Origin of the sequence: Mesorhizobium sp. M0052, from assembly GCF_040323255.1 — a bacterium.
In the GTDB taxonomy this organism is placed as follows: domain Bacteria; phylum Pseudomonadota; class Alphaproteobacteria; order Rhizobiales; family Rhizobiaceae; genus Mesorhizobium.
In genome coordinates this window covers 120,599-146,464 of record NZ_JAMYUS010000012.1, presented here as the reverse complement: position 1 = coordinate 146,464, position 25,866 = coordinate 120,599, and the positions used below count along the sequence as shown (strand labels likewise).

Here is a 25,866-nt window from a genome sequence, read left to right as displayed (position 1 = left end):
ACGAAGATCGATCACCTGAAGGCGCCAACGGACTTGGTCGCCGCCCAAACAAAGAACAGGCCGATCACCAACGACAGCCCGTTGAGGAGGATACCGACGATGCCGAGGACATGATTGTCGTTTGAACGTCCCAGTGCCATCAAGCCAAAAACCACGCCGGTGATGTGCGCCAGCGGCGCCGCAACGAGAAACACCACCAGAAAAACCCCACCGAGGACGTTTTGAGCGGCCAGCGACGCCTCGCCTGGCATCAACGCCAGCGTGACCACCGCCGCAACATCCATTGCGAACGCCAGCAGGGCCAGGATCACCGAGCGTTTGCCCAAGCTGCTCCGCCCCACCACGCCGGGCATTGCTATCGTGCTTCTTCCCCATCCGGCCATTACTCGTCCCCGATCAGGTGAAAGCGCCGATCGTCGATGCCATTGCCACAAGCAGCAGGAAGCCAACCGCCAGGGAGCCGCCGTTGAGCAGGATGCCGACGACCCCAAGCACGCGGCTATCGTTCGAACGCACCAGCGCCATCAGCCCGAAAATCAATCCGGCAATATGCGCCAACGGCCCTGCCAGCAGGAAAACCGCCATGAAGAAAGCCGTGGCGATGTTCTGGGCACGCTCGGATGCGTGGGCCGGCAGCGCCACCATTGTGGTCAGCGCTATCACACCGGCACCGAAGGCGAGCAGCGCCAGGATGACGGAACGCTTGCCGAACATGCTTGTCACGACGGCGCCCGGCAGAGCGTCGGCGCTTCTTCCCCATTGAGCCATTGTTTGCCACCCCTCGCCGGCCGCCCAATCCATTTCGCCCGAAAAATCGCTTACCGGTTAAAGCGGATTTTCGGCATAAAACTCCAAAACCCGCTGCTTGAAGGTCTTGTCGCCCACAGCCAGCATATGGTCGCGGCCGTCTATGTGAAACACCTTGGCGTTCGGCATCAGCGCGGCGAGCTCGTCGGGCGAGCCGCCGATATCGTCTGTCGTCCCGACCGCAATCAGCGTCGGTTGGGCGATGCGCGTCATGTCGTGTTCGCTGAGCAGTTCGCGCGACGTGGCGATGCAGGCGGCCAGCGCGCGGCGGTCGCTGCGCGTCTGATCGGCAAAGGCGCGAAAGGAGCGGCCGCGCGGATGGCTGGTGGCGGCCGGATCGTCGGCCAGCAGCGCCTCGGCGATCGGGTCCCAGTCGCCGACGCCGTCGACCATGCCGATGCCGAGCCCGCCGAAGACCAGAGTCGCCACCTTGCCGGGATCCGACAGCGCCAGGAACGCCGCGATGCGCGCGCCCATCGAATAGCCCATGACATGCGCGCGGCCGATGCCGAGATGGTCGAGCAGGGCCGCCGCGTCCGAAGCCATTTTGGCTGGTGTGTAGTCGGCCTCGTCATAGCTTTTCGACGACGAGCCGTGGCCGCGATTGTCGAAGGCGATGGCGCGATAGCCGGCATCGTTCAGCGTCTTGAACCAGCCGGGCGATACCCAGTTGACATAGTGGCTGGAGGCAAAGCCGTGGATCATCAGCACCGGATCGCCATCGCCCGACGCCGGCTGGCGGTCGAGGAAGGCGAAGTCGAACCCGTCATGGGAGAAGAATTGCATCGGGAGCGGCTCAGCCGGCGCCGGGCGTGGGCGCGTTGCCCTTGTCCGATGGCGGCATGCCGGGGCCGGACACCGTGCCGACGGCCGGATGGCGCAGCAGATCGCCATAGTCGATGCCGTTTTTGGCGGCGGTGCCGGCCTTGAGCTCCAGCACGAAGCGCACTGGCACACCCGGCGAGATGACTGCATCGGACAATGGAGTGCCGTGCTTGACGGCCCGGACCTTGCCGTCCTGTCCAACAAAGATCAGGTCGAGCGGCATCGGCGTGTTGTGCATCCAGAAGCCGACCTGCTTCTGCATCTCGAAGACGAACAGCATGCCATGATTGTCGGCCATATCCTGGCGATACATCAGGCCGGCCTCGCGTTCCGAGTCGGTGTCGGCGACTTCGATGGAAAAGGATTTATTGCCCCCTTTCGTCGCCACGACCAAGGGTGTCGGATCGACGGGAAGGATCATCGCCTGACCGCCGGCGATCGTCTGCTGGGATGCGGTCGGCTGCCCGGAATAGAAGTAAGCGCCTGCGGCTACCGCAACGATGACGCAGAGCGCGCCCGCTGTCAGCCAGTTCCTGTACGCCATTGGAAATCCTCGACCAAAGACCATGATCCCTAAAAGTGGTCTCAGGTATTCGGATAAGATCGTGGTGAAACCAAGAAAGAGCCGTCCTGATTTCCTCAGGAGGGCTCGCGTCCTAATGCGCGACCGGCAAGGTGCCCATATCGGGGTGAATCTCGGCAGCCATGAGGCCCTTGTCACCGCGTCCGAAACGCACCAGCACGACCTGTCCGGGCCTGAGCTCGGTGATGCCATAGCGGCGCAGCGTCTCCATATGGACGAAGATATCCTCGGTGCCCTCGCCGCGCGTCAGAAAGCCGAAGCCCTTGGTGCGGTTGAACCACTTAACCAGCGCCCGCTCGAGCCCGCTTTCCGGCGTCACCGCCACATGGGTGCGCTGTTCCTGCATCTCGGCCGGATGGACCGCGGTGGCGGTGTCCATGGACAGCACCCGGAACGCCTGCAAACCACGGTCGCCGTGCTTGACAAGGCACACGACACGCGCGCCCTCCAATGCAGTCTGAAAACCGTCCTTTCGAAGGCAGGTGACATGGAGGAGGATGTCGCCCGAAGAACCGTCATCGGGTAGTATGAAACCGTAGCCCTTGGCCACGTCGAACCATTTGATGGCGCCGGCGATTTCGACAAGGTCGGCGGTATCGCCGCCACTGTCGCGCTTCAGGGCGTCGTCAAGGTTCTCATCCCGCCTCGTGAAAGAGGCCTTATCCCCCATAAGAACGCCCCCTTTTTTCAAGAAAACCGCAAGTGATTCTTGACATTAGATTAACACCGCCGCTTCCGGGGTGTGCAAGACCTGCCGTGCCTTTTTTCACGGTTGAATACAGGAATAGCTGACTTGTTGTTTGCCGGCGTCGCTGCCGACTGCAATGGCGATCCATCAAGGCGGTCAACCGGTCGGCAATTTGCATCGGATTTTGCCGAAATCGGCAACCACTTGTGTCCGGCGCTTTGTCAGAGCAATCTGATTTTTCCAAAACCGGTGACCACTTTTCCAGTCCGATGCTCGTTGCCCTTCGGCGGGGTGGACCTTATGTTGCCTCGCAACCCAAACATCCCCGAGGAAATCCCATGCGCTACCTCCACACAATGGTCCGTGTCGCCGACGTCGATGTCTCGCTCGATTTCTACTGCAACAAGCTCGGCCTTCAGGAAGTGCGCCGCTACGAAAACGAGCAGGGCCGCTTCACGCTGATCTTCCTCGCCGCCCCCGAGGATGTAGAAAGCGGCATCACTGAGAAGGCGCCGCTGATCGAACTGACCTACAATTGGGATCCGGAGGAGTACAAGGGCGGCCGCAATTTCGGCCATCTCGCCTATGAGGTCGACGACATCTACGCCACATGTCAGCATCTGATGGACAATGGCGTCGTCATCAACCGGCCGCCGCGCGACGGCAACATGGCCTTCGTCAAGTCGCCGGACGGCATCTCCTTCGAACTGCTGCAGAAGGGCCCGGCCAAACCCAAGGCCGAGCCGTGGGCATCGATGCCGAACACCGGCACCTGGTAGCGATCACGCCATCTTGAGCGAGGCGGCCGCGCCGACAAGCCGGCCGCCTTTGCCATTTCGACCAACGGCACCTATTTACCTGCCTGTCGCGCCAGCCAAGCAAAGCCAGTGCCTCATCCAGGAGAATTCGTTCATGCCGACCAGCCGTGCCGATGTCACCACCGCGTATGCCAGCCGCTATTTGCAGCAGTTGTGCAAGCACTGGGCGCACAAATTTCCCGTCGAGTTCGATCCGAACCACGGCACCATCGATCTGTCGCTCGGCCGCACTGTCATGGATGCCGATGCGGCAGCGCTGCATATCACTGTGTCGACGGAGGAAAGCGGATCGCTGGAGCGCATGCAGAGCGTCGTTGCCGATCACATCAAGCGCTTTGCCTTCCGCGAGGAGCTGACTTTCGAGTGGAAGCAGGCTCCGGCGACCTGATCTGCTGTCAGCCGCAACGCCGAACGCCGGAAGCTGCCAGCCTCGGGTGACGTTATGGCGTCACTTGGTTGCGACGCCGTCGGAACGACGGATCGATCAGAACTTGTAGTTCAGGCCGATCTTGATCGTATGGGCGTCGATCTTCACCTTTGCGTCGTTGCCCTCGATATCTGTCAAACGGACCTTACCGAAGTCGAAGTACTGGTATTCCAGCTTCGTGGTCCATTTGTCGGCGAAGGCCCATTCGACACCGCCACCGATCGTATAGCCGAAGCGGCCTCCGCTCCTCGATGCGCTGCTGTCCGGGTCGGGCACCCCGTCAAAATCGAAAGTATCGCCATAACTCATTTTGTAGTGAGTCGCCGCCGCGCCGCCCTTGGCGTAGATCAGCAGCCTGTCGGTGGCGTAGCCCAGACGTGCCGTCAGATCGCCATAGACGCCCAGTTTCGCCGATCCGAAATTGTCCGGCTCTTCGACGATAGTCCTGTCGCCGTCGAGGCCGAGATAGCCCAGATCGGCTTCGACGCCATAGACGAATGCTCCGGACTGCCAGTTGTAACCGGCCTGAACGCCGCCGAGGAAGCCGTCGGTATCGACGTCATGGGTCTGACCAAGCTCCTCGTCGAAGAAGGAATCCGTCTGGTCGACCGCGTCACCGCGTCCCCAGCCATAGCCGGCGTTGATGCCGACATAGCCACCCGACCAGACAAACCCTGCCGGTACGGTCTCAATCACGTCGGCGGCGAACGTCGCGCCGCAAGCCGAAATCAGGAAAGTGGATGCGAGAAGCAGACGTTTCATGAAACTCCCCAATGCAGTCGGAAAGAGCATAGCACAGACATGCAGTATTCATTAAGCTGCCCAGGCCGGAAAATCGGAAATTGTTGCAGAAAAACAACTGTTTAGCCGAGACTTAATTAGCATCGCGCCCGCAACGCAGATCTAAGCGATTCAAAGCGAACGCGCCATCTGCAGCAGCGCCAGCACCGACCGCCAGTTGCGCGCGGTGCCTGGCACTTTCAACGTGCGCGGGATCAGCCCGGCGAACACCGATTTGCCGAGCCCGTCTGGCGCCTTGAGGTAGAGCACGTCGCCCTTGACCTCGAAGCTTTCCGGGCCGGTGCATTTTTCGGCAAGCCTGGCGATCTCGTCCGCCGTCGGCTGGCGCTCCAGCGTATAGGCATGGAGCTTGGTCGGATCGCCGGCGACTTCCGGATAAGGATTCTCCTTCACCAGCCGTTCGAGCCAGGAGAGATCGCGCACCAGGATGCGCGAGTGAAAGCCCCATTTTTTCTCGAAGGCCGCCTCTATCTGTTTGGTCAGCGTGGCGGCGTCGCCCTTCGTGGCCCGGAACACGACATTGCCGCTCTGCACATAGCTGGCGACATCGGTGAAGCCGAGCGCCTCGAAAAACGCCCGCAACTCCGCCATCTTGACGATGCGGTTGCCGCCGACATTGATCCCGGAAAACAGCGCGACGAACACGGCACCGCTCATATGATGAACCCGGCCAGGGTCTCGTTGTCGGTGATGTCCTGATAGTGGACGCCCTCGGCCTCGAAATTCGCCTTCAGCAGGTCGAAATTGCGCCGGTCCCTGGTTTCGATGCCGATTAGCACAGAGCCGAAATTGCGTGCCGATTTCTTCAAATATTCGAAGCGGGCGATATCATCGTCGGGACCGAGCAGTTCGAGGAAGTCGCGCAGCGCGCCCGGCCGCTGCGGAAAGCGGATGATAAAATATTTCTTCAGCCCCTCGAAGCGCAGCGCCCGCTCCTTCACGTCGGGCAGCCGCTCGAAATCGAAATTGCCGCCCGACACCACCGCGACGATGGTCTTGCCGCGGATTTCCTTGCGCGAAAAATCCTTCAACGCGTCGATCGCCAAGGCACCGGCCGGCTCCAGCACCACACCTTCGATGTTGAGCATCTCGATCATGGTGGCGCAGAGCCGGTTCTCAGGGATCAGCCGCACCGCCTGAGCGGCGAACTCCTTGAGGTGGCGCAACGGCTCGCGGCCGATCTCGGCCACCGCCGCGCCGTCGACGAAATCGTCGACATTGGCGAGCCGGACGCGCTTGCCGCCGGCCAGGCTCTGATGCAGGCTCGGCGCACCGGCCGGTTCGCAAAAGACGTAGCGCGCGTCACGTTGCTGATCGGCGAAATAGTGCGTCACCCCCGCGGCCAGGCCACCGCCGCCGACCGGCAGCATGATGATGTCGGGCATGCGCGCGCCCGGCATCTGGCCGGCGATCTCATAGGCGACCGTCGCCTGCCCCTCGATAATGTCCTTGTGGTCGAAGGGCGGCACCATATGCGCGCCGGAACTTTCGGTGAATTCGAAGGCGGCGCGGTAGCAGTCGTCGAAGAAGTCGCCGACCAGCCTGATCTCGACGAAATCGCCGCCGAACAGCCGCGTCTTGTCGATCTTTTGCTGCGGCGTCGTCACCGGCATGAAGACCACGCCCTTCTTGCCGAAATGGCGGCAGACGAAGGCAAAGCCTTGCGCATGGTTGCCGGCCGAGGCGCAGACGAACAGCTCGGCCTCGTTGCCTGCGGCCAGCGCCTTGCGGAAAAAGTTGAAGGCGCCGCGGATCTTGTAGGAGCGCACCGGCGAAAGATCCTCGCGCTTCAACAGCACCCGAGCCCCCGTCTTCTTCGACAAATAGTCGTTTTCCTGCAGCGGCGTTTCGGGAAAGATCTCGCGGATCGCGGCTGCGGCGGTGGCGACACGGAAGGAGAAACTGTTCATGGCGCCGTCACCTCTGGATCGAATGGTTCGAAGGCGAAGCCTATTGCACAATTCGCCGTTTGCAGCCACCGATGCGGCGCGGCCGCTTTGGCGCGCCAGCAGGAAATCCACTGGAGCCATCCTCATGCCTGTTTCGGCTGTCGCCCTGAAGACCGTAGACCTTCCTGAATTCGGCGAGCCAACAGTGATGCCGCTAGTTCAGCGGCGGACCTACGAAGCGCGCATCGAGGCTCTGCTGGCGCGCGGCGCCGAGGCCGGGCTCGACGCCTTCGCCGTCTATGGCGACCGCGAGCACGCGGCCAATGTCGCCTATCTCAGTGGTTACGATCCGCGTTTCGAGGAGACGCTGCTGGTCATCGTTCCCGGCAGCCAGCCAAAGCTTCTCGTCGGCAATGAGGGTTGGGGCTATGCCGAAATCTGCGACGGGCCTTACGAGCGCGTCCTTTACCAGACCTTCTCGCTGCCGGCGCAGCCACGCGACCGCTCCGCCTCACTTGCCGACACTCTTGCCGCCTGCGGCCTGAAAGCCGGCCAGAAGATCGGCGCCATCGGCTGGAAGCCGTTCGGGCCCGGCGATGGCGGCGTTGGCGAGACGACGCTCGACCTGCCGTCCTTCATCGCCGATACGCTGCGCACACTGGCCGGCGACAGAGGCGCGGTGGTCAACGCCGCCAACCTGTTGATGAACCCATCCGACGGCCTACGCGCCATCAACGAGGCAGACCAATTGGCGTCCTTCGAATTCGCCGCGACCTTTTCCTCGCAGGGCCTGCGCAACGTGCTTGGGAATATTGAGCCCGGCATGAGCGAATTGCAGGCCGCGCGGCTGATGGGGATCAACGGCCTGCCCCTGTGCTGCCACCCGATGCTGTCCGCCGGCAGGCGTGCGCCCTACGGCTTGCCTAGCCCGCGCCTCGACATCATCAAGCGCGGCGATCCCGTCACCATGGCCTATGGCATCCAGGGCTCGCTCAACGCCCGCGCCGGCTTCCTGGTCGAGAGCGCGGCCGAACTGCCGCGCGAGATAAGCGACTATGTCGAACAGCTGGTAGCGCCCTATTTCGCCGCCGTCGTCGACTGGTACGAGACCATCGGCATAGGCGTTGCCGGCGGAGCGCTTTGGAAAGCCGTGCACGACCGCATAGGCGACCCGTTCTTCGGCGTCTCGCTCAATCCCGGCCATCTCGTCCATATCGACGAATGGATGCATTCGCCGGTGTTTTCCGGCTCGGACATCAAGCTGCGGTCCGGCATGGCGCTGCAGGTCGACATCATTCCGGCGACCGGAACCAGCTATTTCACCACCAACATCGAGGACGGTATCGCGCTTGCCGATGAGGCGTTGCGCGAGGAGATCGCGGCCCGCTATCCCGAGGCATGGCGCCGCATCGAGGCGCGCCGCGCCTTCATGGGCGATGTGCTCGGCATCAGGCTCAAGCCCGAGGTATTGCCCTTCTCCAACATCCCTGCGTTCCTGCCGCCATTCTGGCTTTCGCGCAACAGTGCGATGACCGTGGCTCGACGCTGACCACATTTCGGCTGGACACGACTTACTTCTGCCGCACTCTCACTGTCCGGGAGGTGCCGCGGGGGTATATGGGCCTTTTGGCCGGAGTGGAATTTTTGACGTGCGTTTGAAGACGATTTGCATTCTTGCACTTGCCCTGTTGATCGCCGGCTGCGGCGGCCGCAAAACCGAGGAACTGCTCGGCAGCGCCGTCATGTCCACGCCGGTGACCGAAATCTCGGGCAATCACTCGATCTTCATTGCCACCACACGCAAGAAATCCGACGATCCCAACAAAGTTTTCGACGGCGAACGCTCGGCGACGCTTAACTACGCCCGCGTCACCGTCACCGTTCCCGGCGTCCACCAGACCGGCCAGATCGAGCGCCGCTCGCGCGGCAAGTCGAACGACCCGGCGAAATACTTCATGGCTTCCGAGGTCGTCGGCTACGATGCGCAGCCTCAATTCTCAAGCGCGCTCAACGCCGACATCGCCGCGCGCGGCGGCCGCGTCATGGTCTTCGTGCATGGCTACAACACCGGCTTCGACGACGCGGTCTACCGCCTGACCCAGATCGTCCACGATTCCGGCTATCCCGGCACGCCGGTGCTGTTTTCCTGGGCATCGGGCGCCAGAACCACCGACTATGTGTATGACAAGGAAAGCGCCAGCGCCGCCCGCGATCAGCTGGAGGTGACATTGCGCATGCTGCAGCAGTCCGGCGCGCGGCGCATCGACATCGTCGCCCACTCGCTCGGAACCTGGGTGACCATGGAAACGCTGCGCCAGATGGCCATCACCGGCGACCGCGATCTCGGCGGCAAGCTCGGCGATGTCGTGCTGGCCTCTCCGGACATCGACGTCGACGTCTTCAAGAGCCAGATGCGCCGCTACGGCAAGCCGGACAAGCCGTTCATCCTGCTGCTCTCCGACGACGACCGGGCGCTGCGGCTCTCAGGCCTGATCGCAGGCTCGCGGCCACGCGTCGGCGACTACAAGGATGCCGCCGACCTCGCCGCTTATGGCGTCACCGTGGTCGACCTTTCCAAGGTCAAGGGAGGCGACAGCTTCAACCACACCAAGTTCGCCGACAATCCCGAACTGGTGAAGATGATCGGCCAACGGCTGCGCGAGGATGACGGCTTTGCCAGCGACCAGACGGTGACCGACCGCATCAGCGCGCTCGGACAATAAGGCTGTTGCCTTGCGGCGACCGTCGCCGCGTGAGGTCGCGAATGCCGCTCGGCCCGATCACTTTCAACTGGACCGGGCCGGTCTCTGCCTCTACGACATTGAAATCGGCGCCAATGCGCCAGCGGGAGCCCGCTTGAACGAGCGATGGAAGACTGTCCTGGTCCTTGCGTTCGCGCTAGCTGCCGCCGGCTGCGCCGGCCCCAACACCCATGACCTGTTGAACGAGACGACGGTTTCGGTGCCTGCCTCCGACATCGCGGCCACCCACGAAATCTTCGTCGCCACCACCCGCAAGCAGGCGACCAAGGACCCACGCCAGGTGTTCGATGGCGATCGCTCGCTGACCACCAGCTACGCCCGCGTCGACGTCACCGTGCCGACGGTCCACCAGGTCGGCGCCATCGAGCGCGCCAAGGGCTCGGCAAATTCGAACCCGGCCAAGCAATTCACCGCCACCGACGTCGTCCACTATGGCGACGCCTCGCAATTCGCCAAGGCCGTCGGTGCCAACATCACCATGAATGGCGACCGCGCGCTGGTCTTCGTCCACGGCTTCAACAACGGCTTCGACGATGGGGTCTACCGGCTGACGCAGATCGCCCACGACACCGAATATCCCGGCACGCCGATCCTGTTTTCGTGGGCTTCGAGCGGCAAGACCACGGGCTATATCTACGACAAGGACAGCGCCAACGCCGCGCGCGACGACCTCGAGGCGACGCTCAGGATGCTCGCCAAGACAAAGGTCAAGAGCATCGACATCATCGCGCATTCGATGGGAACCTGGGTGACGATGGAAGCGCTGCGCCAGCTCGCCATCACCGGCGACCGCGATCTCGACGGCAAGCTCGGCCGTGTCGTCCTGGCATCGCCCGATATCGATGTCGACGTCTTCAAGAAGCAGATGATCCGCTACGGCAAGCCCGACAGGCCGTTCGTCATCCTGCTTTCCGCCGACGACCGTGCTCTGAGACTGTCCAGCCTGCTATCCGGCGACAAGCCGCGCGTCGGCGACTACGGCAACGCCGCCGACATTGCCAGTTACGGCGTCGTTGTGGCCGACCTCAGCCAGATCAAGGGCGGCGACCGCCTGAACCACGCCAAATTCGCCGACAACCCGTTCCTGGTGCAATTGCTCGGCGACCGTCTGCGCGCTCCAGCCGGCCTGGCATCGGACGAACCCACGCAGGGCCAGATCGACAATCTCGGCCGAGGCCTCGGCAAGGCAGTCGGATCCGTCGCCGAGATCATCATCACCACGCCATTCAAGGTGCTGACCATCGCCACCGGCGGATGAGAGCCAAGCACCGGGGCTGATCTCAGATAAACAAACCGACCTTCTGGAACGTCGTCACGTCGATCAGGCCGACATCGGAAATCCTGAGCTCCGGAATGACGACCAGCGCCAGCAGCGAGTGCTGCATGTAGGCGTTGTTGAGCGAGCAGCCCATCTTGCGCATTGCTTCGGTGAGTTTCTCGGCCTTGGCCGCCACGATTTCGGCGCGCTCGTCCGACATCAGCCCGGCGATCGGCATTTCGACAAGCGCCAGTTCCTTGCCCTTTGAAAACAGCACCACGCCGCCACCGACCTCGCCCAGCCGGTTGACGGCCAGCGCCATGTCTTCCTTGTTGGTGCCGACGCAGATGATGTGGTGGGCATCATGTGCGACGCTCGACGCCATGGCGCAGTCGCCCATATAGCCGAAGCCTGAGACGAAGGCATTGGTGACGCCGCCGGTGCCGCGGTGGCGCTCGACCAGCGCGATCTGGCAGATGTCGTTGCGGCGGTCCATGGCGACCAGCCCGTCCTCGACCGGCAGGTCGGCCTCCAGCGCCCGCGTCGGCGCCTGGTTTTCGATCACGCCGATGACCCGCACCCGCACCTCGTTGGCGCCCTTGGGCGCCGCAATGTCGAAGTCGCCTGGCTTCAGCTTCTTGCCGAGCTTGACGGTGTTCTTCGCCGATTTGGGGTAATCATAGGCCGGAATGTCGATCTCGAGCTTGCCGCCCTTGGCCAGCCTGATACCGCGGCCATAGACCTCGTCGATGGTCATGGCGGCAAGATCGGAGACGATCAGCAGATCGGCCAGCCGTCCCGGCGCGATCGAGCCCAGTTCGCGCTCCAGCTTGAAATGCTGGGCGGTATTCAGCGTCGCCATCTGGATCGCCGTCACCGGCTTCAATCCCTGTTGGATGGCGTGGCGCACCACCCGGTCCATATGGCCTTCATGCACCAGCGTGCCGGAATGGCTGTCGTCGGTGCACAGGATGAAGTTGCGCGGGTCGAGACCGCTCTCGGTCACCGCCTTGATCTGCGAGGCAACATCGTACCAGGCCGAGCCCAGCCGCAGCATTGCCTTCATACCCTGGCGCACACGGGCGATTGCGTCCTCGGCGCGTGTGCCTTCATGGTCGTCCTCCGGCCCGCCGGCGACATAGCCATGGAACGGCAGGCCGAGATCGCGCGACGCATAGTGGCCGCCGACCGTCTTGCCCGCTCGCACCGTGGCGGCGATCTCGCCCGACATCACCGGATCGTTGGCCACGACACCGGGAAAATTCATCACTTCGCCGAGCCCGCTGATGTTTTCCCAGGTCATCGCCTCGGTGACATCGGCGACCGTCAGTTCGGCCCCGGCATGCTCCAGACCCGGCGCCGACGGCACGCAGGACGGCATCTGGACGTGCACGTTGATCGGCATGGCGACGGCCTCGTCATGCATCAGCCGCACGCCGGGTAGGCCCAGCACGTTGGCGATCTCATGCGGATCGATGAACATCGAGGTGGTGCCGTGCGGAATGACGGCGCGGCAGAACTCGGTGACCGTCACCATGCCGCTCTCGACATGCATATGCGCGTCGCACAGGCCGGGCACCAGATAGCGGCCGCCGGCGTCGACCACCTTGGTGCCCTGGCCGATGGCATGGCTGGCATTCGGCCCGCAATAGGCGAAGCGGCCGCCGGCAACGGCGATGTCGGTGCCGGCTATGATTTCGCCGGAGTGCACGTTCACCCAGCGGCCGTTGCGAATGACGAGATCGGCAGGCTTGCGCCCCGTCGCGACATCGACCAGATGCGTCGCCATCTCGGTCCAGGGCTTGGGTTTCGTCGCCGACGGCTGCTTCGCCATGAAAGACTCCTGTTTGCCCGACTGTGCCAAGCCGGCAAGGTTTTGGCCAGCGATCACGGACGAAATCCGGTCGATGAGAATTCGCCCGGGCGGATGCGCCGCACCTGCTCACCCCGAGGGCACGCATCAGCGGTGCGGTCATTCAGTTTGGCTTGTGCCGCCACTTATGCTACCATTCTGGCTATGGTGCTGATTTGCGCCGACGACCCGCCGCGAGGCGGGTTTTTGTTGTGATGAGCCCGAAACCTCCTGAGGTGAAGTCATGATCCGGTTCCTGAAAGCATTCGCCTTCGTCACCCTGTTCCTGATCTCGTCCGGCTTTGCATCCGCCGAGGAGCGTTGGCAGACCTTGCCGGAGCCGGCGGCGATGCCCAAACCGGATCAGAGCGGATATGCGCCGGTCAACGGCATTCAGATGTACTATGCCGTTTTCGGCGCCGGTGATCCGATTCTCCTGATCCATGGCGGCCTTGGCCATGGCGACATCTGGGCAAGCCAGGTGGCGACGATGTCCAAGACGCGCATGGTTATCATCGCCGACAGCCGCGGCCATGGCCGTTCTACCCGCACCGAGCAAGCTTACGGCTATGACCTCATGGCGTCGGACTATCTTGCGCTGCTCGACTATCTCAAGATCGACAAGACCGCTCTTGTCGGCTGGAGCGACGGGGGCATTATCGGCATCGACATCGCGCTGCATCATCCGGAGCGGCTGACACGGCTCTTTGCGCAGGCCGCCAACGTCACCACCGATGGCGTCGATCCGGGTGTGCTGACCAACAAGACCTTTGCCGCCTATATCGACCGCTCGGGCCGCGACTACAAGAAACTGTCGAAGACTCCCGACCAGTACGATGCCTTCGTGGCGCAGATCAGCCACATGTGGGAGTCGGAGCCGGCCTGGACCAAGGAACAGCTCGGCAAGATAACCACGCCGACCGCGATCGTTGCCGGCGACCATGACGAGGCGATCAAGCGCGAACACACCGAATACATGGCCTCCGTCATTCCGGGCGCCAAGCTCATCATCCTGCCCAACGCCAGTCATTTCGCCATGCTGCAGGCGCCGGACGAATATAGCCAGGCGGCGCTGGACTTCATTGACGCCAAATAGCGCCCCCAGCTAGAGCACCCAGCACAGCAACGGGTGCATTCCGATTGTTGAACAATGGGTTCCGTTTTGCGGCGAATAGGATTACCTTCCGACAAGGCGCCTTCTGAACCGCCTTTTCGGAGAACTCGATGCGCTGTCTGACGATTGCCAGTGCCGGATTTCTGATTGCTCTGGCCGGGCCGGCGTTCGCCGCCGACCCGATGGCGGTGCCGATGACCGAACCAGGCTTCGACTGGACCGGCTACTATGCCGGCCTGCAGGCCGGCTACGGCTGGGGCCAGTCCGACATATCAGTGACGGAAGGCGCGCCGTTTTCCATCTCGCCCGACATTGACGGCGGTTTCGTCGGGGGCCATGTCGCCGGCCTGTGGCAGTTCGACCAGGCAGTGCTCGGCGCCGAGGCGGAGCTCAATTATTCCGCCGTCGACGGTACGGCCGTATCAGGCCTTGGAAGCACATTCCGCACGGACATCAAGTGGTTCGGATCTGTCGACGCCAAAGCGGGCTTCGCCATGGACCGCGTGCTGGTCTACGGCGTCGGCGGCGTCGCCTTTGCCGGCATCGAAACTTCGCAAGTCGCGGGCGCGTCGTTCGCCGGCACACGCACGAATGTCGGCTGGACCTTGGGCGCCGGCGTCGACTATGCGCTGACCGACAAATTCATCGTCGGCGCGCAATATCGCTATTACGATTTCGGCTCCGAGCACTATGACGTGGCGGAACCCTTCAACGATCGCGATCAGGATGTGAAGCTGAACGCGGTCGGTATCAATCTCAGCTACAAATTCTGAGCCTTCTCGGCGACTGAGATTTTGGCAACAACCAATTGTTTTGAAATCACGAACCACCTTTCATGAGTCCGACACTCGGCAAAAGATGGCTTGACGGGTTTTCGCTGGCGTCTGAAAAGGGCTGGCCTGCGGACGTGGCGGAATTGGTAGACGCAAGGGACTTAAAATCCCTCGATCTCTGATCGTACGGGTTCGATTCCCGTCGTCCGCACCAATTGAAATGCTTAGGATTCGTTCTGTAAGAACTCACTGGCTACCATAGAAAAGGCTGACGCGGGTAGCCGTAGAGCCGGAATACAAAGCCGGGAACTGCCATGCTGGAGTTTTGGTGTTCGGTATTGGCTGCCGTAAGAACAGTGACGGGGCTGACTGCGCAACTGCGCTGAGCCAATCCCGAACTGGAAAGTAGCCCCTTCGGTCGTAAGCTCGGCAGTTGGGGATCTACTGCATCCGAAAAACGACGGTATCCGTGTCGCTGGATTTGCATCGAATGCCGACCAAAACGCCGAGTTCATAGTCATCGACGTGCCACGGTCGGAACGTCGACCACATCGCAGCGATCAAAAGCAATATTACAAGCGTGCTGGTAGCTCTTCATACGCTATGGAGCATGTCGACATCGAGGATGCCTTCCGAAGTACCGGAACTTACAATGAAGGCCGACATGAGAAATACCCGTCGTCCGGCCTTGACGGTCATTATGAGATCAGGATGTGGCCGCAGAACGGGAGCCGGCTGGGGCCGCAGCGGCCTCAACCCGGTGGGCATGCTCCGTCGCGATTTTAAGAAGAGTTGCAGCCGTTTCCTGTGGCGTCCAACCTTGCGCTTCTGACGCAGTCACCAAGGCCGCAAACGCGGCTTCTAATGCGACTTCACAGTTCACCTCACGGTCTGGGCTATCCTCTGGCAATATCGGGGGTTCGACGGATAGGGACATCGTGACTTCTTTCAAAGGGGAAAAACCCGCCGCCCCAGCCTTTTGCCACTCAAACATTTCAGCAAAGGATCATTCCAGCTATCAGCAGCGTGATTAGAACTGACAACGGCACGGCCAGAAGACCGACCAACTCAACATTTCTTGTGTTTTGTCGCTTGTCCATCTTCGTCGCCCGCATGTCGTTGGCTTTGGCATCTTGCCGTCAACGTGCAGCTGTTGGAACCAACCACAAGTGCCGCTGATCGGAGATTCAGTCGGTGCTGCATATTAGCAACACATTGTGGAACGATCGGGCGGCATCAGCCAATTGCTTTTGAATGCCGTTGCACTTGCTTCGTACGATTCCGTACAGTTTCCCCCATTGGGGGAGGCGGCCGATGGACCATGACGAGGAAGGCTACAGCATTGACGCCTTCGATTTCGATGTGGTGTGCGAGACCTTCAGGAGATCCGTTCGGGAGCTGAACCTGGCTGAAGAGCATTGGGTAGACCACGCGAAGGCGCTCCTACGGGAATTCACCGACAGCGCACCTGACGACGACATGATTAGCCGGATCGTCGGGCGCTAGTGGCCTATACAGCCCTAGTTGGTTAGAATCGTACCCCGGTCCTGCCACGGAAACCTTTTCCAAGGTTTGCCGCGTCATAGAGGCATCACAGAAGCTCTCGGAACAGATTGCCCAGCGCGGAGGCCTATTAACTAAAAAAGCTCGCCACCTTGAGGCAACGGGCATCGCCAATGCCCTCAGAGAGCCCTGCCTGGACGTGTGGCGTCCTGTCCGGCCCTCGCCATTGATTTCGTCGGCAAGCTTGTCTTTGGCCTCGTGATAGGTCTTGAAGTTGGCATCGGGATGGCAATCGCCGGCTGCCAAGGATGCCGGGCCGCTGGCCGACCTATCAGTTAGGCGTCCGTAGCCAGAGCGTTATAAAGCAGCAAACACGCCAGGATAGAAACGGCGCTGCCTAGCAGCTGGTCTGCCGTCAGGCCGGAAAAATAGACAAGATGAAACGTCACCATCGCTCTACCAATCACGGTTCGGAACACTGCCGAATTAACCGTTAGCCGACGCTAATGTTCCGCTCTGGACTCACTACCGCTTTGGAAGAATCCTGCCGCAGCGATCAGCGCCCCGCCGACCTTGATCTCAACGTCGGTGCCACAAGGCTTTCCTTCGTTCGCATGGTTCGCGGAGATTAGCACGATCGCATACTCTCATCTCATCCGGCGTCGTCTCCCTCACAAAGCAGCGCCGGTAAGGCTCGGCGACCTTCTTGTTTGTCCCGTGTGCCAAAGGAGGTCGCCGGGCCTGCCGTTGCTCATCTTTGCTGGTGGTTGCTCCTGATGCTGCGCTTGGCGCCGTCGCCCTACTGCTACCTGCGGGGTAAGGCCGGCGAGCCCTCTTGTCAGGCAGTCCGGCATGTAGGATTATAGTCCTCGTTGCGGCGACCCCTCAATGGAGAGCGCCAATGGCCAGAACCAAACCTTCGGAACAACTTTCCCGGGCTGAAATCGAGCGCTTCCTGGCGGCAGCCGAAGCGCTGCACAAGAGCATCGTCGGGCCGCTCCTGGCGTACCACGGCGAGCACTACCAAGCTCTACGTAAGGTCCATGGACCCCTGTTGAAGTCGATCGAGACCATCACCGGCCAGAGGGCGAAGTTCATCCAGTGGAACGGGACAGGACCGGCACAGCCCCGGGACAAGCCTCCGGGCTAAGTCTCCTCCCGGAAATCCAGCAGCTTGGCATGGCGAAGCTTCTCCTCGCCCTTTAGGAACCGCACGCGGCCGACCAGGCCCGGCTTTAGCCATTCGGCCTTGTCACTCTTGAGCCCTTTCGGCGCCGGCCCGCCAATCTTGCCTTGCACGCGGTCCCATAGGCGCTGGCGCTTGTCCGCCTTGAAGGTGACGAAGGCGCCGCCGGCATAGTGGCCTTTGTCGGCCATCAGCACCATGGCAGGCTTGCCGGCCTCGCGCTGCACGCCGATGATGTCCATCTCCTTTTCGGCATAGCACTTGATCTTGCGCCAGTTCGTCGTCGGACCCGACCGATACTTGCTGCCCTTCCGCTTAGAAACGATACCTTCAAGCCCAGCCTGGTCGACCAGATGAAAGACGGCGTCGCCAGTGCCCGGCATCGCTTCGCTGAACTGGATTCGGCCGCCGTCCGGGATCAACGCCCGGAGGATCTCGCGACGGTCTTCCACCGGCGTGTCCCGCAAGTCATGCCCGTTCAGATGCAAGAGGTCGAATGCTGGCAGATACAGATCGCGCGACGGCTTGCGGCTGGTCGCGGCTGATTGATGCGCATGGAAGTCGGATAGGCCAGCCTCATTGATCGTAATGGTCTCGCCGTCGATGATGAAGTCTTTCGCCTCGATCGCTTCCGCCTCACCGGCAAGTTGGATGTAGCGGCCCGTCCAATCATAACCGTTCTTGGTGATCAGCCGAATCCCGTCATCATCCTTGATGACCTGGGTGCGGTAGCCATCGAATTTGATCTCATGAATCCAATCATCGCCCATCGGCGGCGTGTCGACCAGTTCGGGTTCCATGGGCTTGATGAATTTCAGACGCATGCACTGACTCGCAGAACCACGACTTCAATTAGCTATCGCTAAATTAGTTCCGGAACATTTTAGACGAATTGGATGTTTGAAGGGCTATGAAGATCGAAGCCGACCAATGCCGGGCAGCGCTGACGCTCATCCGGCGCACAATGGAAGAGCACTGTCCTCCTGGCGTGCTGCCGAGCGAAGAGATGGTCAATGGGCTCTATGGTCCGGAACTGATCCATGAGGCGGAAGCCATTGCCGCCGGCATCGTCGCAACCATTGACCAGCTGCAATTGCCCGTGATGAAACCGCCGTCCCCTAGTATCAAATAGAGACCGACACAGGGAAGGTCGCTTGGCCGCCCGATGTGGGCTCGCAACGACCGGCGAGGCGATGCCGGCCTCACCAAGGGTTACAGCCCCTCGACCAGCAGCGAAGGCGGCTCGCGGCAGTGCAACGCCCGAAGTGTTTCGAGACGACGATGGCCACCGAGCGTAGCCAGCGCGCGTTGTGCTGCACAAGGACTGAGGCAGCGGCACGGCCGCCCGGGCTACTCCAAAGGCGGCTCTTCGCTCTGTGGAGCCAAAACGGTGATATCCATCCTGGCGATTGTCGATGCGGCGCGCCCCTGGGCGCCAGAATCCGTGTCGCCACTTTCTGCCGCCATTGCCTTGGCGCGATGTCCTACGCTGTCTGCGCTTTTGCCTGGCGCAAATCCTTCGCCCGGTTCTGTCTTTGCGGGTTTCGGTCGAGTTTCAGCTGCCTGCCGATGTTGGTTTCCAATCGCCGAGACCATTGATACCTCCCCTTGATGAGGCCGCGACTGTACCTGTCAAGGCTGTAGCGAGGCTGATCACTTAAGTGGTCGGGTTGCGCCCGCTCGTCGTGGCCCTCCGATCACTGGGCTCTCGATGCCTTGGCGCTCGCGGACGTCTGGCCGGGTGGGAAGTTCAAACTCAGCCGCCCTTTGCGGCACCGGCTTCGCCCGACAATCAGGAACGATTTCGCCCGCCATGTGTTACGCAATCATGAATCTCGCGGATCCCGGATCAACAATGGCAACCGATCTTTTCACGATGCAACTCGCTGATGCTCAGCAGCGCATCAAACAGACCGAGTTCGCGCTGGTACTCAGCGAGAAAATGGTGGCTGAGAACCTCGCTTTATCCAGCAGGATACGATCGGCGAGGCGGCGTGTCCTGAAGGCCGGAAGGCCTCTGGCGACAGTCGACTCAACAAGCTGAAAGAGTTCTTCAAATGATCTCGACCCAGTCGGGACGTGGGAGAGCTTGCCGGTAACCTTAGCGGTAATCGGCCGAGTCGCAGCAGGAAGCGCGCCGAAAACTTGCTCGATGAAGACTGCGGCGTCGCTATGACCGCTACGGCTCAGTTGAGGCAGCACTTCGAAATCACGGCTATTGACCTGCTGAGCTATCAGTTCCCCTCGATCTCTAATCGTATGGGTTCTCCGCACCACCCTTCGCTCTTCGAGCTTCGGGGTGGCAGGCCACCGAGTAGCCGTCAAACGTCGAGATAGCCGGCGGCGACCAGCGTTGCCTTATATCGTTGGGCAAATCGGCTGGGCAAACGACTGAGGTAAGCTGACGCGCCAATATCCCAATGCGCGCCCAGTTCGCGGTCGAAGGCAGCCGGGTCGAATTGCAGCAAGCCGCTGCGTGGGTAGACCGTGAATTCTCCGAAGATCGGCTCCCCCTCCTCCTCGTAGAAATCGACACGCACCATGTCGAACTCGCAGCCGAGCGCCTCGGCTGCCTCGATCATCCGCGCCAGGCTCTTGGGAGGGGGAATTTCCAGGCTCGAGTCGATCGCGCCCTGGACGATGTTCAGCGGGCGCCAATCGCGATCCAGGTGGGCGGTATTCTTGACCGTGGAACGGAAGGCGACGACGACAATGTAGGCGACGTGGCCAGCCAGCACACAGAATTTGTAGTCGACCGGGTCATAATCCTGGTCCTTGCCGACAAGCGCTTCGACGAAAACCCGCCGCTCTATGTGCGCATAGCTGCGCTCCAGCTTGCGGGCGCCATAGGTTTGGCCAAGGTATTCCGTCATCTCGGCAATGATCGCCTCCCGGTCGGCGTTGGCCGGATCGCGAACGATGACATTCATGGCGCAACCGTGGTTGCATTTGACGGCGTAGGGGATTTTCAGGTCATCGAAGGGGATCTGGCGCGGATCGTCGCCCTGCCACAGCACCTCAGGGATGGCGAGCCCGGGAAGCCGCTCCCTGACGATTTCCTTGGACTTGAGCTTGTCGAGAAGACCGGTAAAGCGAGGATCGTCATCGAAAATCTTGCGCCAGTGGATCTTTTCCGTGAACGTCACCGGGGCTGCAAAATTCGGCAGATGCCGCATCCGCTCAAGGAAACGCTGGGTCAACCGGCGGTAGCGGACAAGCAGCGCGGCGTTCAGCAACAGGAGAGATGCCCGCGCGCTGTTTCGCTTCAGCCATGCCTTTGCGCCACGCGCCATTCCGGTGTCCTTGCAACCTGCGCAACTTCATCCGCGAAGTGGACGTGCCACCCTGCCCGCAGCAGTGAGGCACGTCGAGCTTCGCCGAGCTAGCCCTTCATCGGGTACAGTTTCAAATGCTGGATCAGGATGATCGTCTTGGCGTCGATGATGCGGCCGTCTGAAATGCCGGCCAGCGCTTCATCAAGCCGCATTTCCAGAACCTCGATGTCCTCGCCCTCGTCGGCCGCGCCGCCGCCGGCCGAGATGCGGTCGGCGGGTGAATAGCGCGCCACGAAGAACCACAGCCGTTCGGTGACGCTGCCCGGGCTCATATAGGGGGAAAACAGCCGCTCGATGTTCTGTAGGCGATAGCCGAGCTCTTCCTCGGCCTCCTTGAGGATGGCGGTTTCGGGATCGTTTTTGTCGAGCAGGCCGGCGCAGGCCTCGATCAGCGGTTCGCGGTGGCCGGTGACGTAGGCAGGGTAGCGGAACTGCCGCACCAGAAGCACCGTCTGACGCTCGGGATCGAAAGGCAGGATCACCGCGCCGTCGCCACGATCGTAGGTCTGGCGAATCTGCGTCTCCCACTGCCCGTCGCGCCGACGGTAATCGAGAACGGTCTTCTTCAGGACCGCCCAGTCGTCGGACAGGACTTCCTCCGAGCGGATGCGGATACGATCTTCCATGATGAGCTCCAAGCTGTCGGCGCCATGGCGTAACCGCGAACGGTTTTGCGCGCAACCGAAACGGCGAAGCTTTCACCGCCACGTGTCTGGCGCCGGCAACTGCCATCGCCTAAATAGCTGCAGTCCCTCTCCGGAGTTTTTTTGATGACCGCAGCGCTTTTCCAGCCGATCGCCCTCGATGGCCTGACCTTTCCGAATCGTATCGCGGTTGCGCCGATGTGCCAGTATTCCGCCGAAGATGGCTCGGCCAGCGACTGGCATCTCTATCACTGGATGAACCTGGCGATGTCGGGCGCCGGCATGGTCACCGTCGAGATGACCGACGTCGAACGGCGCGGCCGCATCACCCATGGCTGCCTCGGCCTCTATTCCGACGACAACGAGGCGGCCGCCCGGCGCACGCTGGATGCAGCAAGGCGCGTCGCCGCGCCGGAAACGAAATTCGGCATTCAACTTGCCCATGCCGGCCGCAAGGCCTCCAACCGAAAGCCCTGGGAAGGCGGCGGCCCATTGCAGCCGGGCGAGGATCCCTGGCAGACCGTCTCGGCCTCGGCCATCGCCTATGACACCGGCTGGAATGTGCCGCATGCGCTGGAGGAGGATGAAATCCTGCAGCTTATCGAGCGCTTCACTCAAGCCGCGAGGCGGGCCGAGCGCGCCGGCTTCGACTTCCTCGAGTTGCACGCCGCGCACGGCTATCTGATCTTTCAGTTCCTGTCGCCGCTTTCCAACCAGCGCACCGACCGCTGGGGCGGCTCGCTGGAAAACCGCATGCGTTTCCTCATCGAGATCGCCAAATCGGTGAGGAAGGCAGTTCCAAACCTGATGCTTGGCGCCCGCCTGTCGGTAAAGGACTGGGTCGATGGCGGCTTCGAGGTCGACGAGGCGATCGAGGTGGCCAAAGCCTTGAAGGCGCTTAATGTTGCCTATATCTGCTGTTCGAGCGGCGGCAATTCGCCGTTGCAGAAGCTGCCGACCGGCGCCGGCTATCAGGTGCATCTGGCCGAAGCGGTGCGCAAGGGCGCCGGCATCCCGACACGGGCTGTCGGCCTGATCGACGATCCCTCGCAGGCAGAGGCGATCGTCGCCGACGGCCGCGCCGACATAGTCGCGCTGGCCCGCGCCTTCCTCGCCGATCCGCGCTGGGGCTGGCGCGCCGCCGCCACCTTCAGCGAGAAAATCCATCCCGCGCCACAGCTCGCCCGCTCGGTGACGACGATGCAGCATTGGATGAGGGGCTGAACAGGCTGCGCCGACGGTGGTTGCGCTGTCGTTCGCCGCGTCGTCTCCGGTCGGCGCGCAATATTGCGAACGCACGGTGCACGGCCTGTCCCTGGCACTACGATCTCGATACCGGCAGCGGGTTTCTCGCCGTGCGCGCACGGCCGAACTCGTCGTTGCGCATGATCGGGCAATTGTTCAACGGCGACCACACGGAGATTTTCGACCGCCGGGGCAACTGGTACCAGGTCGAAATCGGCGGACGGACCGGCTGGGCCAACGCCCACTGGCTGCGCAACGACTGCGGTTACTGAGACCAACGATTGCGGTTGGTGAGACGTTTGGGCGCAGGCTGACGGCCACTTTTGCAACCATATTGGCTGCTTTGCGTTGCGGCCATCATGGATAATAAACCTTTTGAAACCCCGGTCGTGGTCGAACTCGGCCATGTCGGCAAATATCGCCAGATCCGCAGCACCCAGGAAGCGGCGGAGTGTCTGATGACGGTGTGGCCGCTCAATCGCGGCCCGCGCCATCGTGATGCTCTCGACACTTGCCTCAAAGTGCTGGAAGGTTATCGTTCGACGGCCGATGCACGCAGGGCTTTGATCGAAGCGGCCAAGGAATCGGAAGTGCTGGTTCCCGAAGACCGGCTGCCAGACGCCAAATTGCATTGAAGCGCAGATGGCATTGAAAAACGGGCCGCATTGAGCGGACGGACGAACCGGAGGATTTCATGGCGAAGCTGACTTACAAGATCGTCGAGCACGACGGGGGCTGGGCCTACAAGGTCGGTTCGACATTCTCGGAGACATTCCCGACCCACCAAGATGCGCTGCGCGCCGCCGAGATCGCCTCGGCCGAACAGCAGATCGCCGGCGCCACGGACGGCATCCAGTATGAGGATGCCGAAGGCAAGTGGCACGACGAACTGGCCGACGGCCGCGACCGGCCGCAGACTGAAGTTTCCGACTGATCCTTGCCCCTCAGCTTTCGCTGCCGGCCGTGGATGCTCGCCTAAGCAATTCCCTGGGGAATTGCGTCAAAACAAACAGGCGGGACATCCTGCCGGTCAGTCGAAGCCGCGGCTTGATCACTTGCCGCAATATTGATCGTTCACGTTGGGCCTCACATTTCCGTAGGGTCCTGACGGGTCGGAGGCGCACGGCCCCGTAGCGCCATAGCCTTGGCTGCCGTCGGCATTGATGCTGCCGGTGGTGCTCTGGTCGACGGTCGATGACTGCTCGTTGCCGAACGGCCACCAGCTGTGATCGTTGGAATACGTGCCGTGCGATGACTGCGCCATCGCCGATGTGGCAAGACCGATCGTCAGCACGGATGCTGCAAAAACTTTCCTGTACATTGAATTACTCCGTATCTGCCGCCTTGGGTGCGACACGGGGTAAAACCGGATATCAGCCGAATGGTTCAGTGAAATTGTTGTGAGGCTGTGGTGAGGTCTTGGCCGGCGAATGTCCGCTCGGCAATGCGCTTGATGAAGGTGATGACGCGGTCCGGCTCGTCGAATTGCGGCATGTGGCCGAGGCCTTCGACCGTCTCGAAATCGAGCCCTTCGATCCTGTCCTTCATCGGCTCCCCATGTATGCGCATGGCGATGACGCGATCGGCTGTCCCGAAGAAAATCCCGGCCGGCATGGCGATCTCTCCATAGCGCTCTTCGATGCGGCCAAGATCCTCTTCGACCGCCACGAAATCGGTGGAGGTCGCATGGAAATGGACAGGCCTCAGCCCGAGCCATCCGCCGCCATTGATCATGTAGTCGGCGGGAACGGCCTGCGGCGAGAAGATGAACTCCAGTGTCTGCCGCGCATATCTGAGGCTTGTCGGTATCGCGACGGTGTAGGCCATGATCCAGCGCCAAAGCCGCGAACGGATATAGAGCAGGCCCGCTTTCTCGCGGACGCCGGCTTCCAGATGGGTCAGCGGCGCCAGCAAGGCGATGCCGGAAATCGCGCCGGGATGCTCCAAGGCCAGGGTCAGCGCGACGGCGCCCCCCAGCGAGTGCCCGACCACGAGCGGCCTTTCCAGCCCGAGTGTTTCGATGAAGCGCCTGATGATCTCGGCCTGTTCAGGCAGACGGCCGGTGGCTCCTCGCGCGCGAACAGAATAGCCCGATCCCGGCCGGTCGAGTGCAATGAGGCGGTAGCCAGGGCCAAAGCGCTCAAACAGCGTGTGGCGAAACTGGTGGAGCTGCGCGCCAAGTCCGTGCACGAACAGGATCGGCCGTCCCTCGCCCGTTTCGACATAATGGATGCGGCTGCCGTCGATCTCGACGAAGTTTCCGCTGGCCGGCACCAGCCTTTCGGCCTTGGCGGCAATCCAGAGCGTAGCGGCCACCAGGCAGGCCACGATGACGAGAGCCAGCACGGACAGGCCGGCGACAAGCCACAGCAGAATCGATACCAGCATGTTTCACCTGGGGAGCGGACCGGCGCGCACCATCACCCACTGACGAACGCTCGGCAAGGCAGATGGCGGCTTGTGTCGGCATTGCCGCCAGTTCGATGTCGCGCTATCTCAGGCGACCTTCTTTCTGCCTCAGGCGACCTTGTCTGCCAACGGGCCTGTTTGCCGGAGCCTTCCATGCCTGAAATCGTCACTGCCGCCATGCTTGTCATCGGCGACGAGATTCTGTCCGGCCGCACCAAGGATAAAAATATCGGCCACCTCGCCGATATCATGACGGCTATCGGCATCGACCTGAAGGAAGTGCGGATCGTTCCCGACGAGGAGGACGAGATTGTCGCTGCGGTGAATGCCGTACGCGCCCGCTACACCTATGTCTTCACCACCGGCGGCATCGGCCCAACGCATGACGACATCACCGCCGATTCCATTTCCAAGGCTTTTGGGGTGCCCTGCGAATACGACGCCAAGGCCTATGCCATGCTGGGCGAGAGCTATGCCGCGCGCGGCATCGAATACACCGAGGCCCGCAAGCGCATGGCGCGCATGCCGCGCGGCGCCCACCATATCGACAATCCGGTCTCCGTCGCGCCCGGCTTTCGCATCGGCAACGTCCATGTCATGGCCGGCGTGCCGGCGATTTTCCAGGCCATGCTCGACAATGTCGTGCCGACGCTGAGGGCCGGCACCAAGATGCTGTCGGCCACCGTCCATTGCCCGTTCGGCGAAGGCCTGATCGGCGGTCCCCTGGGCGACATCCAGAAGGCGCATCCCGACACCATCATCGGCTCCTATCCGAAATATGGCGACGGCAAATTCTGGACGGAGCTGGTGGTCCGCGCCCGCAGCCAGGAGGCGCTGGATTCGGCACGCAAGGACGTCGAGGCGATGGTGGCCGGCTTCACCGCCGCCAATTGACCCTGGGTTCGCGGACCATCGCCGGGCCGGAACCAAGCACCGCACTCCCACGT

Annotated in this window: 30 protein-coding genes and 1 tRNA gene; 17 read left to right on the top strand and 14 right to left on the bottom strand. The window is 61.9% G+C overall.

What is annotated here, in order from left to right; translation table 11 throughout:
- Window positions 1–11: 11 nt before the first annotated feature.
- The 5 genes from NKJ77_RS18040 to NKJ77_RS18020 form a co-directional block, all read right to left on the bottom strand.
- Window positions 12–326, bottom strand: coding sequence for a hypothetical protein (locus tag NKJ77_RS18040; RefSeq protein ID WP_023688368.1), 315 nt, complete (start codon window positions 324–326; stop codon window positions 12–14).
- A gap of 70 nt (window positions 327–396) precedes the next feature.
- The gene (locus NKJ77_RS18035; protein ID WP_023695388.1) at window positions 397–768 is read right to left on the bottom strand and encodes a hypothetical protein; all 372 of its coding nucleotides are present in this window, start codon (window positions 766–768) and stop codon (window positions 397–399) included.
- Window positions 769–825: 57 nt separating this feature from the next.
- The gene (locus NKJ77_RS18030) at window positions 826–1,593 is read right to left on the bottom strand and encodes an alpha/beta fold hydrolase (RefSeq protein ID WP_023688366.1); all 768 of its coding nucleotides are present in this window, start codon (window positions 1,591–1,593) and stop codon (window positions 826–828) included.
- A gap of 10 nt (window positions 1,594–1,603) precedes the next feature.
- Window positions 1,604–2,176 carry a DUF192 domain-containing protein gene (locus tag NKJ77_RS18025; protein ID WP_023815354.1) on the bottom strand — a complete coding sequence of 191 codons (573 nt, stop codon included), beginning with the start codon at window positions 2,174–2,176 and terminating at the stop codon, window positions 1,604–1,606.
- Window positions 2,177–2,288: 112 nt separating this feature from the next.
- Window positions 2,289–2,885, bottom strand: a complete 597-nt coding sequence (locus NKJ77_RS18020) for a cold-shock protein (protein ID WP_031194802.1) — start codon at window positions 2,883–2,885, stop codon at window positions 2,289–2,291.
- A 356-nt stretch (window positions 2,886–3,241) separates the two neighbouring features.
- Here NKJ77_RS18020 and NKJ77_RS18015 point away from each other — a divergent pair, with 356 nt between their 5' ends.
- Window positions 3,242–3,682: a VOC family protein gene (locus NKJ77_RS18015; RefSeq protein WP_023830695.1), complete on the top strand. Its 441-nt coding sequence runs from the start codon at window positions 3,242–3,244 to the stop codon at window positions 3,680–3,682.
- Between the two features lie 133 nt (window positions 3,683–3,815).
- Window positions 3,816–4,109, top strand: coding sequence for a DUF2218 domain-containing protein (locus tag NKJ77_RS18010; protein ID WP_023830694.1), 294 nt, complete (start codon window positions 3,816–3,818; stop codon window positions 4,107–4,109).
- 96 nt (window positions 4,110–4,205) lie between these two features.
- Here the strand turns inward: NKJ77_RS18010 and NKJ77_RS18005 are convergent, their stop codons facing one another.
- From NKJ77_RS18005 to ilvA, 3 genes are all read right to left on the bottom strand, one after another.
- Window positions 4,206–4,910 (bottom strand): outer membrane protein, encoded by a 705-nt coding sequence (locus NKJ77_RS18005; RefSeq protein ID WP_023830693.1) that lies wholly within the window; start codon window positions 4,908–4,910, stop codon window positions 4,206–4,208.
- A 150-nt stretch (window positions 4,911–5,060) separates the two neighbouring features.
- Window positions 5,061–5,606 (bottom strand): DUF1697 domain-containing protein, encoded by a 546-nt coding sequence (locus NKJ77_RS18000; protein WP_023830692.1) that lies wholly within the window; start codon window positions 5,604–5,606, stop codon window positions 5,061–5,063.
- Complete coding sequence (gene ilvA / locus NKJ77_RS17995; RefSeq protein WP_352535554.1) at window positions 5,603–6,859, bottom strand: threonine ammonia-lyase IlvA; 1,257 nt, start codon at window positions 6,857–6,859, stop codon at window positions 5,603–5,605. The genes NKJ77_RS18000 and ilvA overlap by 4 nt, the downstream gene beginning before the upstream one ends.
- A 124-nt stretch (window positions 6,860–6,983) precedes the next feature.
- On the opposite strand from ilvA, the gene NKJ77_RS17990 reads away from it, so the two are divergent.
- The 3 genes from NKJ77_RS17990 to NKJ77_RS17980 all read left to right on the top strand — a co-directional run bounded on the left by NKJ77_RS17990 (window position 6,984) and on the right by NKJ77_RS17980 (window position 10,858).
- Window positions 6,984–8,387, top strand: a complete 1,404-nt coding sequence (locus NKJ77_RS17990; protein WP_031194799.1) for an aminopeptidase P family N-terminal domain-containing protein — start codon at window positions 6,984–6,986, stop codon at window positions 8,385–8,387.
- 100 nt (window positions 8,388–8,487) lie between these two features.
- Window positions 8,488–9,561 carry an alpha/beta hydrolase gene (locus NKJ77_RS17985; RefSeq protein WP_023691199.1) on the top strand — a complete coding sequence of 358 codons (1,074 nt, stop codon included), beginning with the start codon at window positions 8,488–8,490 and terminating at the stop codon, window positions 9,559–9,561.
- Window positions 9,562–9,694: 133 nt separating this feature from the next.
- Window positions 9,695–10,858 carry an alpha/beta hydrolase gene (locus NKJ77_RS17980; protein WP_031194797.1) on the top strand — a complete coding sequence of 388 codons (1,164 nt, stop codon included), beginning with the start codon at window positions 9,695–9,697 and terminating at the stop codon, window positions 10,856–10,858.
- A gap of 22 nt (window positions 10,859–10,880) precedes the next feature.
- Here the strand turns inward: NKJ77_RS17980 and ade are convergent, their stop codons facing one another.
- Window positions 10,881–12,692 (bottom strand): adenine deaminase, encoded by a 1,812-nt coding sequence (gene ade, locus NKJ77_RS17975; RefSeq protein WP_023830688.1) that lies wholly within the window; start codon window positions 12,690–12,692, stop codon window positions 10,881–10,883.
- 262 nt (window positions 12,693–12,954) lie between these two features.
- Between ade and NKJ77_RS17970 the strand changes: the two genes are divergently transcribed.
- From NKJ77_RS17970 to NKJ77_RS17950, 5 genes are all read left to right on the top strand, one after another.
- Window positions 12,955–13,806 carry an alpha/beta fold hydrolase gene (locus tag NKJ77_RS17970; protein WP_023830687.1) on the top strand — a complete coding sequence of 284 codons (852 nt, stop codon included), beginning with the start codon at window positions 12,955–12,957 and terminating at the stop codon, window positions 13,804–13,806.
- A gap of 128 nt (window positions 13,807–13,934) precedes the next feature.
- On the top strand, window positions 13,935–14,597 hold the full coding sequence (locus NKJ77_RS17965) for an outer membrane protein (RefSeq protein ID WP_352535553.1): 663 nt from the start codon (window positions 13,935–13,937) through the stop codon (window positions 14,595–14,597).
- Between the two features lie 128 nt (window positions 14,598–14,725).
- A tRNA-Leu gene (locus NKJ77_RS17960) sits at window positions 14,726–14,811 on the top strand.
- Window positions 14,812–15,911: 1,100 nt separating this feature from the next.
- Window positions 15,912–16,103, top strand: coding sequence for a hypothetical protein (locus NKJ77_RS17955; protein ID WP_023667524.1), 192 nt, complete (start codon window positions 15,912–15,914; stop codon window positions 16,101–16,103).
- A gap of 898 nt (window positions 16,104–17,001) precedes the next feature.
- The gene (locus tag NKJ77_RS17950; RefSeq protein ID WP_023695401.1) at window positions 17,002–17,250 is read left to right on the top strand and encodes a hypothetical protein; all 249 of its coding nucleotides are present in this window, start codon (window positions 17,002–17,004) and stop codon (window positions 17,248–17,250) included.
- Here NKJ77_RS17950 and NKJ77_RS17945 read toward each other — a convergent pair.
- On the bottom strand, window positions 17,247–18,110 hold the full coding sequence (locus NKJ77_RS17945; RefSeq protein ID WP_023805282.1) for an ATP-dependent DNA ligase: 864 nt from the start codon (window positions 18,108–18,110) through the stop codon (window positions 17,247–17,249). The genes NKJ77_RS17950 and NKJ77_RS17945 overlap by 4 nt on opposite strands.
- A gap of 86 nt (window positions 18,111–18,196) precedes the next feature.
- Here NKJ77_RS17945 and NKJ77_RS17940 point away from each other — a divergent pair, with 86 nt between their 5' ends.
- Window positions 18,197–18,418, top strand: a complete 222-nt coding sequence (locus NKJ77_RS17940) for a hypothetical protein (protein ID WP_023681532.1) — start codon at window positions 18,197–18,199, stop codon at window positions 18,416–18,418.
- Window positions 18,419–19,141: 723 nt separating this feature from the next.
- Window positions 19,142–19,330, top strand: coding sequence for a hypothetical protein (locus tag NKJ77_RS17935; protein WP_023688348.1), 189 nt, complete (start codon window positions 19,142–19,144; stop codon window positions 19,328–19,330).
- A 277-nt stretch (window positions 19,331–19,607) separates the two neighbouring features.
- Here NKJ77_RS17935 and NKJ77_RS17930 read toward each other — a convergent pair whose 3' ends face one another.
- Both NKJ77_RS17930 and NKJ77_RS17925 read right to left on the bottom strand, forming a co-directional pair.
- Window positions 19,608–20,579, bottom strand: coding sequence for an ATP-grasp fold amidoligase family protein (locus NKJ77_RS17930; RefSeq protein WP_023830684.1), 972 nt, complete (start codon window positions 20,577–20,579; stop codon window positions 19,608–19,610).
- 89 nt (window positions 20,580–20,668) lie between these two features.
- Window positions 20,669–21,247, bottom strand: coding sequence for an NUDIX domain-containing protein (locus NKJ77_RS17925; RefSeq protein WP_023688346.1), 579 nt, complete (start codon window positions 21,245–21,247; stop codon window positions 20,669–20,671).
- A 144-nt stretch (window positions 21,248–21,391) separates the two neighbouring features.
- On the opposite strand from NKJ77_RS17925, the gene NKJ77_RS17920 reads away from it, so the two are divergent.
- The 4 genes from NKJ77_RS17920 (at window position 21,392) to NKJ77_RS17905 (ending at window position 23,444) form a co-directional block, all read left to right on the top strand.
- The gene (locus NKJ77_RS17920) at window positions 21,392–22,489 is read left to right on the top strand and encodes an NADH:flavin oxidoreductase/NADH oxidase (protein ID WP_352535552.1); all 1,098 of its coding nucleotides are present in this window, start codon (window positions 21,392–21,394) and stop codon (window positions 22,487–22,489) included.
- Between the two features lie 131 nt (window positions 22,490–22,620).
- Window positions 22,621–22,782 (top strand): SH3 domain-containing protein, encoded by a 162-nt coding sequence (locus NKJ77_RS17915; protein WP_245266062.1) that lies wholly within the window; start codon window positions 22,621–22,623, stop codon window positions 22,780–22,782.
- A gap of 84 nt (window positions 22,783–22,866) precedes the next feature.
- On the top strand, window positions 22,867–23,145 hold the full coding sequence (locus NKJ77_RS17910; RefSeq protein ID WP_032891817.1) for a DUF982 domain-containing protein: 279 nt from the start codon (window positions 22,867–22,869) through the stop codon (window positions 23,143–23,145).
- 59 nt (window positions 23,146–23,204) lie between these two features.
- Window positions 23,205–23,444: a DUF2188 domain-containing protein gene (locus NKJ77_RS17905; RefSeq protein WP_023667535.1), complete on the top strand. Its 240-nt coding sequence runs from the start codon at window positions 23,205–23,207 to the stop codon at window positions 23,442–23,444.
- A gap of 117 nt (window positions 23,445–23,561) precedes the next feature.
- Here the strand turns inward: NKJ77_RS17905 and NKJ77_RS17900 are convergent, their stop codons facing one another.
- Window positions 23,562–23,831 carry a hypothetical protein gene (locus NKJ77_RS17900; protein WP_023830681.1) on the bottom strand — a complete coding sequence of 90 codons (270 nt, stop codon included), beginning with the start codon at window positions 23,829–23,831 and terminating at the stop codon, window positions 23,562–23,564.
- Window positions 23,832–23,896: 65 nt separating this feature from the next.
- Window positions 23,897–24,898, bottom strand: coding sequence for an alpha/beta fold hydrolase (locus tag NKJ77_RS17895; protein WP_023830680.1), 1,002 nt, complete (start codon window positions 24,896–24,898; stop codon window positions 23,897–23,899).
- 174 nt (window positions 24,899–25,072) lie between these two features.
- Here NKJ77_RS17895 and NKJ77_RS17890 point away from each other — a divergent pair, with 174 nt between their 5' ends.
- Window positions 25,073–25,813: a competence/damage-inducible protein A gene (locus tag NKJ77_RS17890; protein ID WP_023830679.1), complete on the top strand. Its 741-nt coding sequence runs from the start codon at window positions 25,073–25,075 to the stop codon at window positions 25,811–25,813.
- Window positions 25,814–25,866 lie beyond the last annotated feature (53 nt).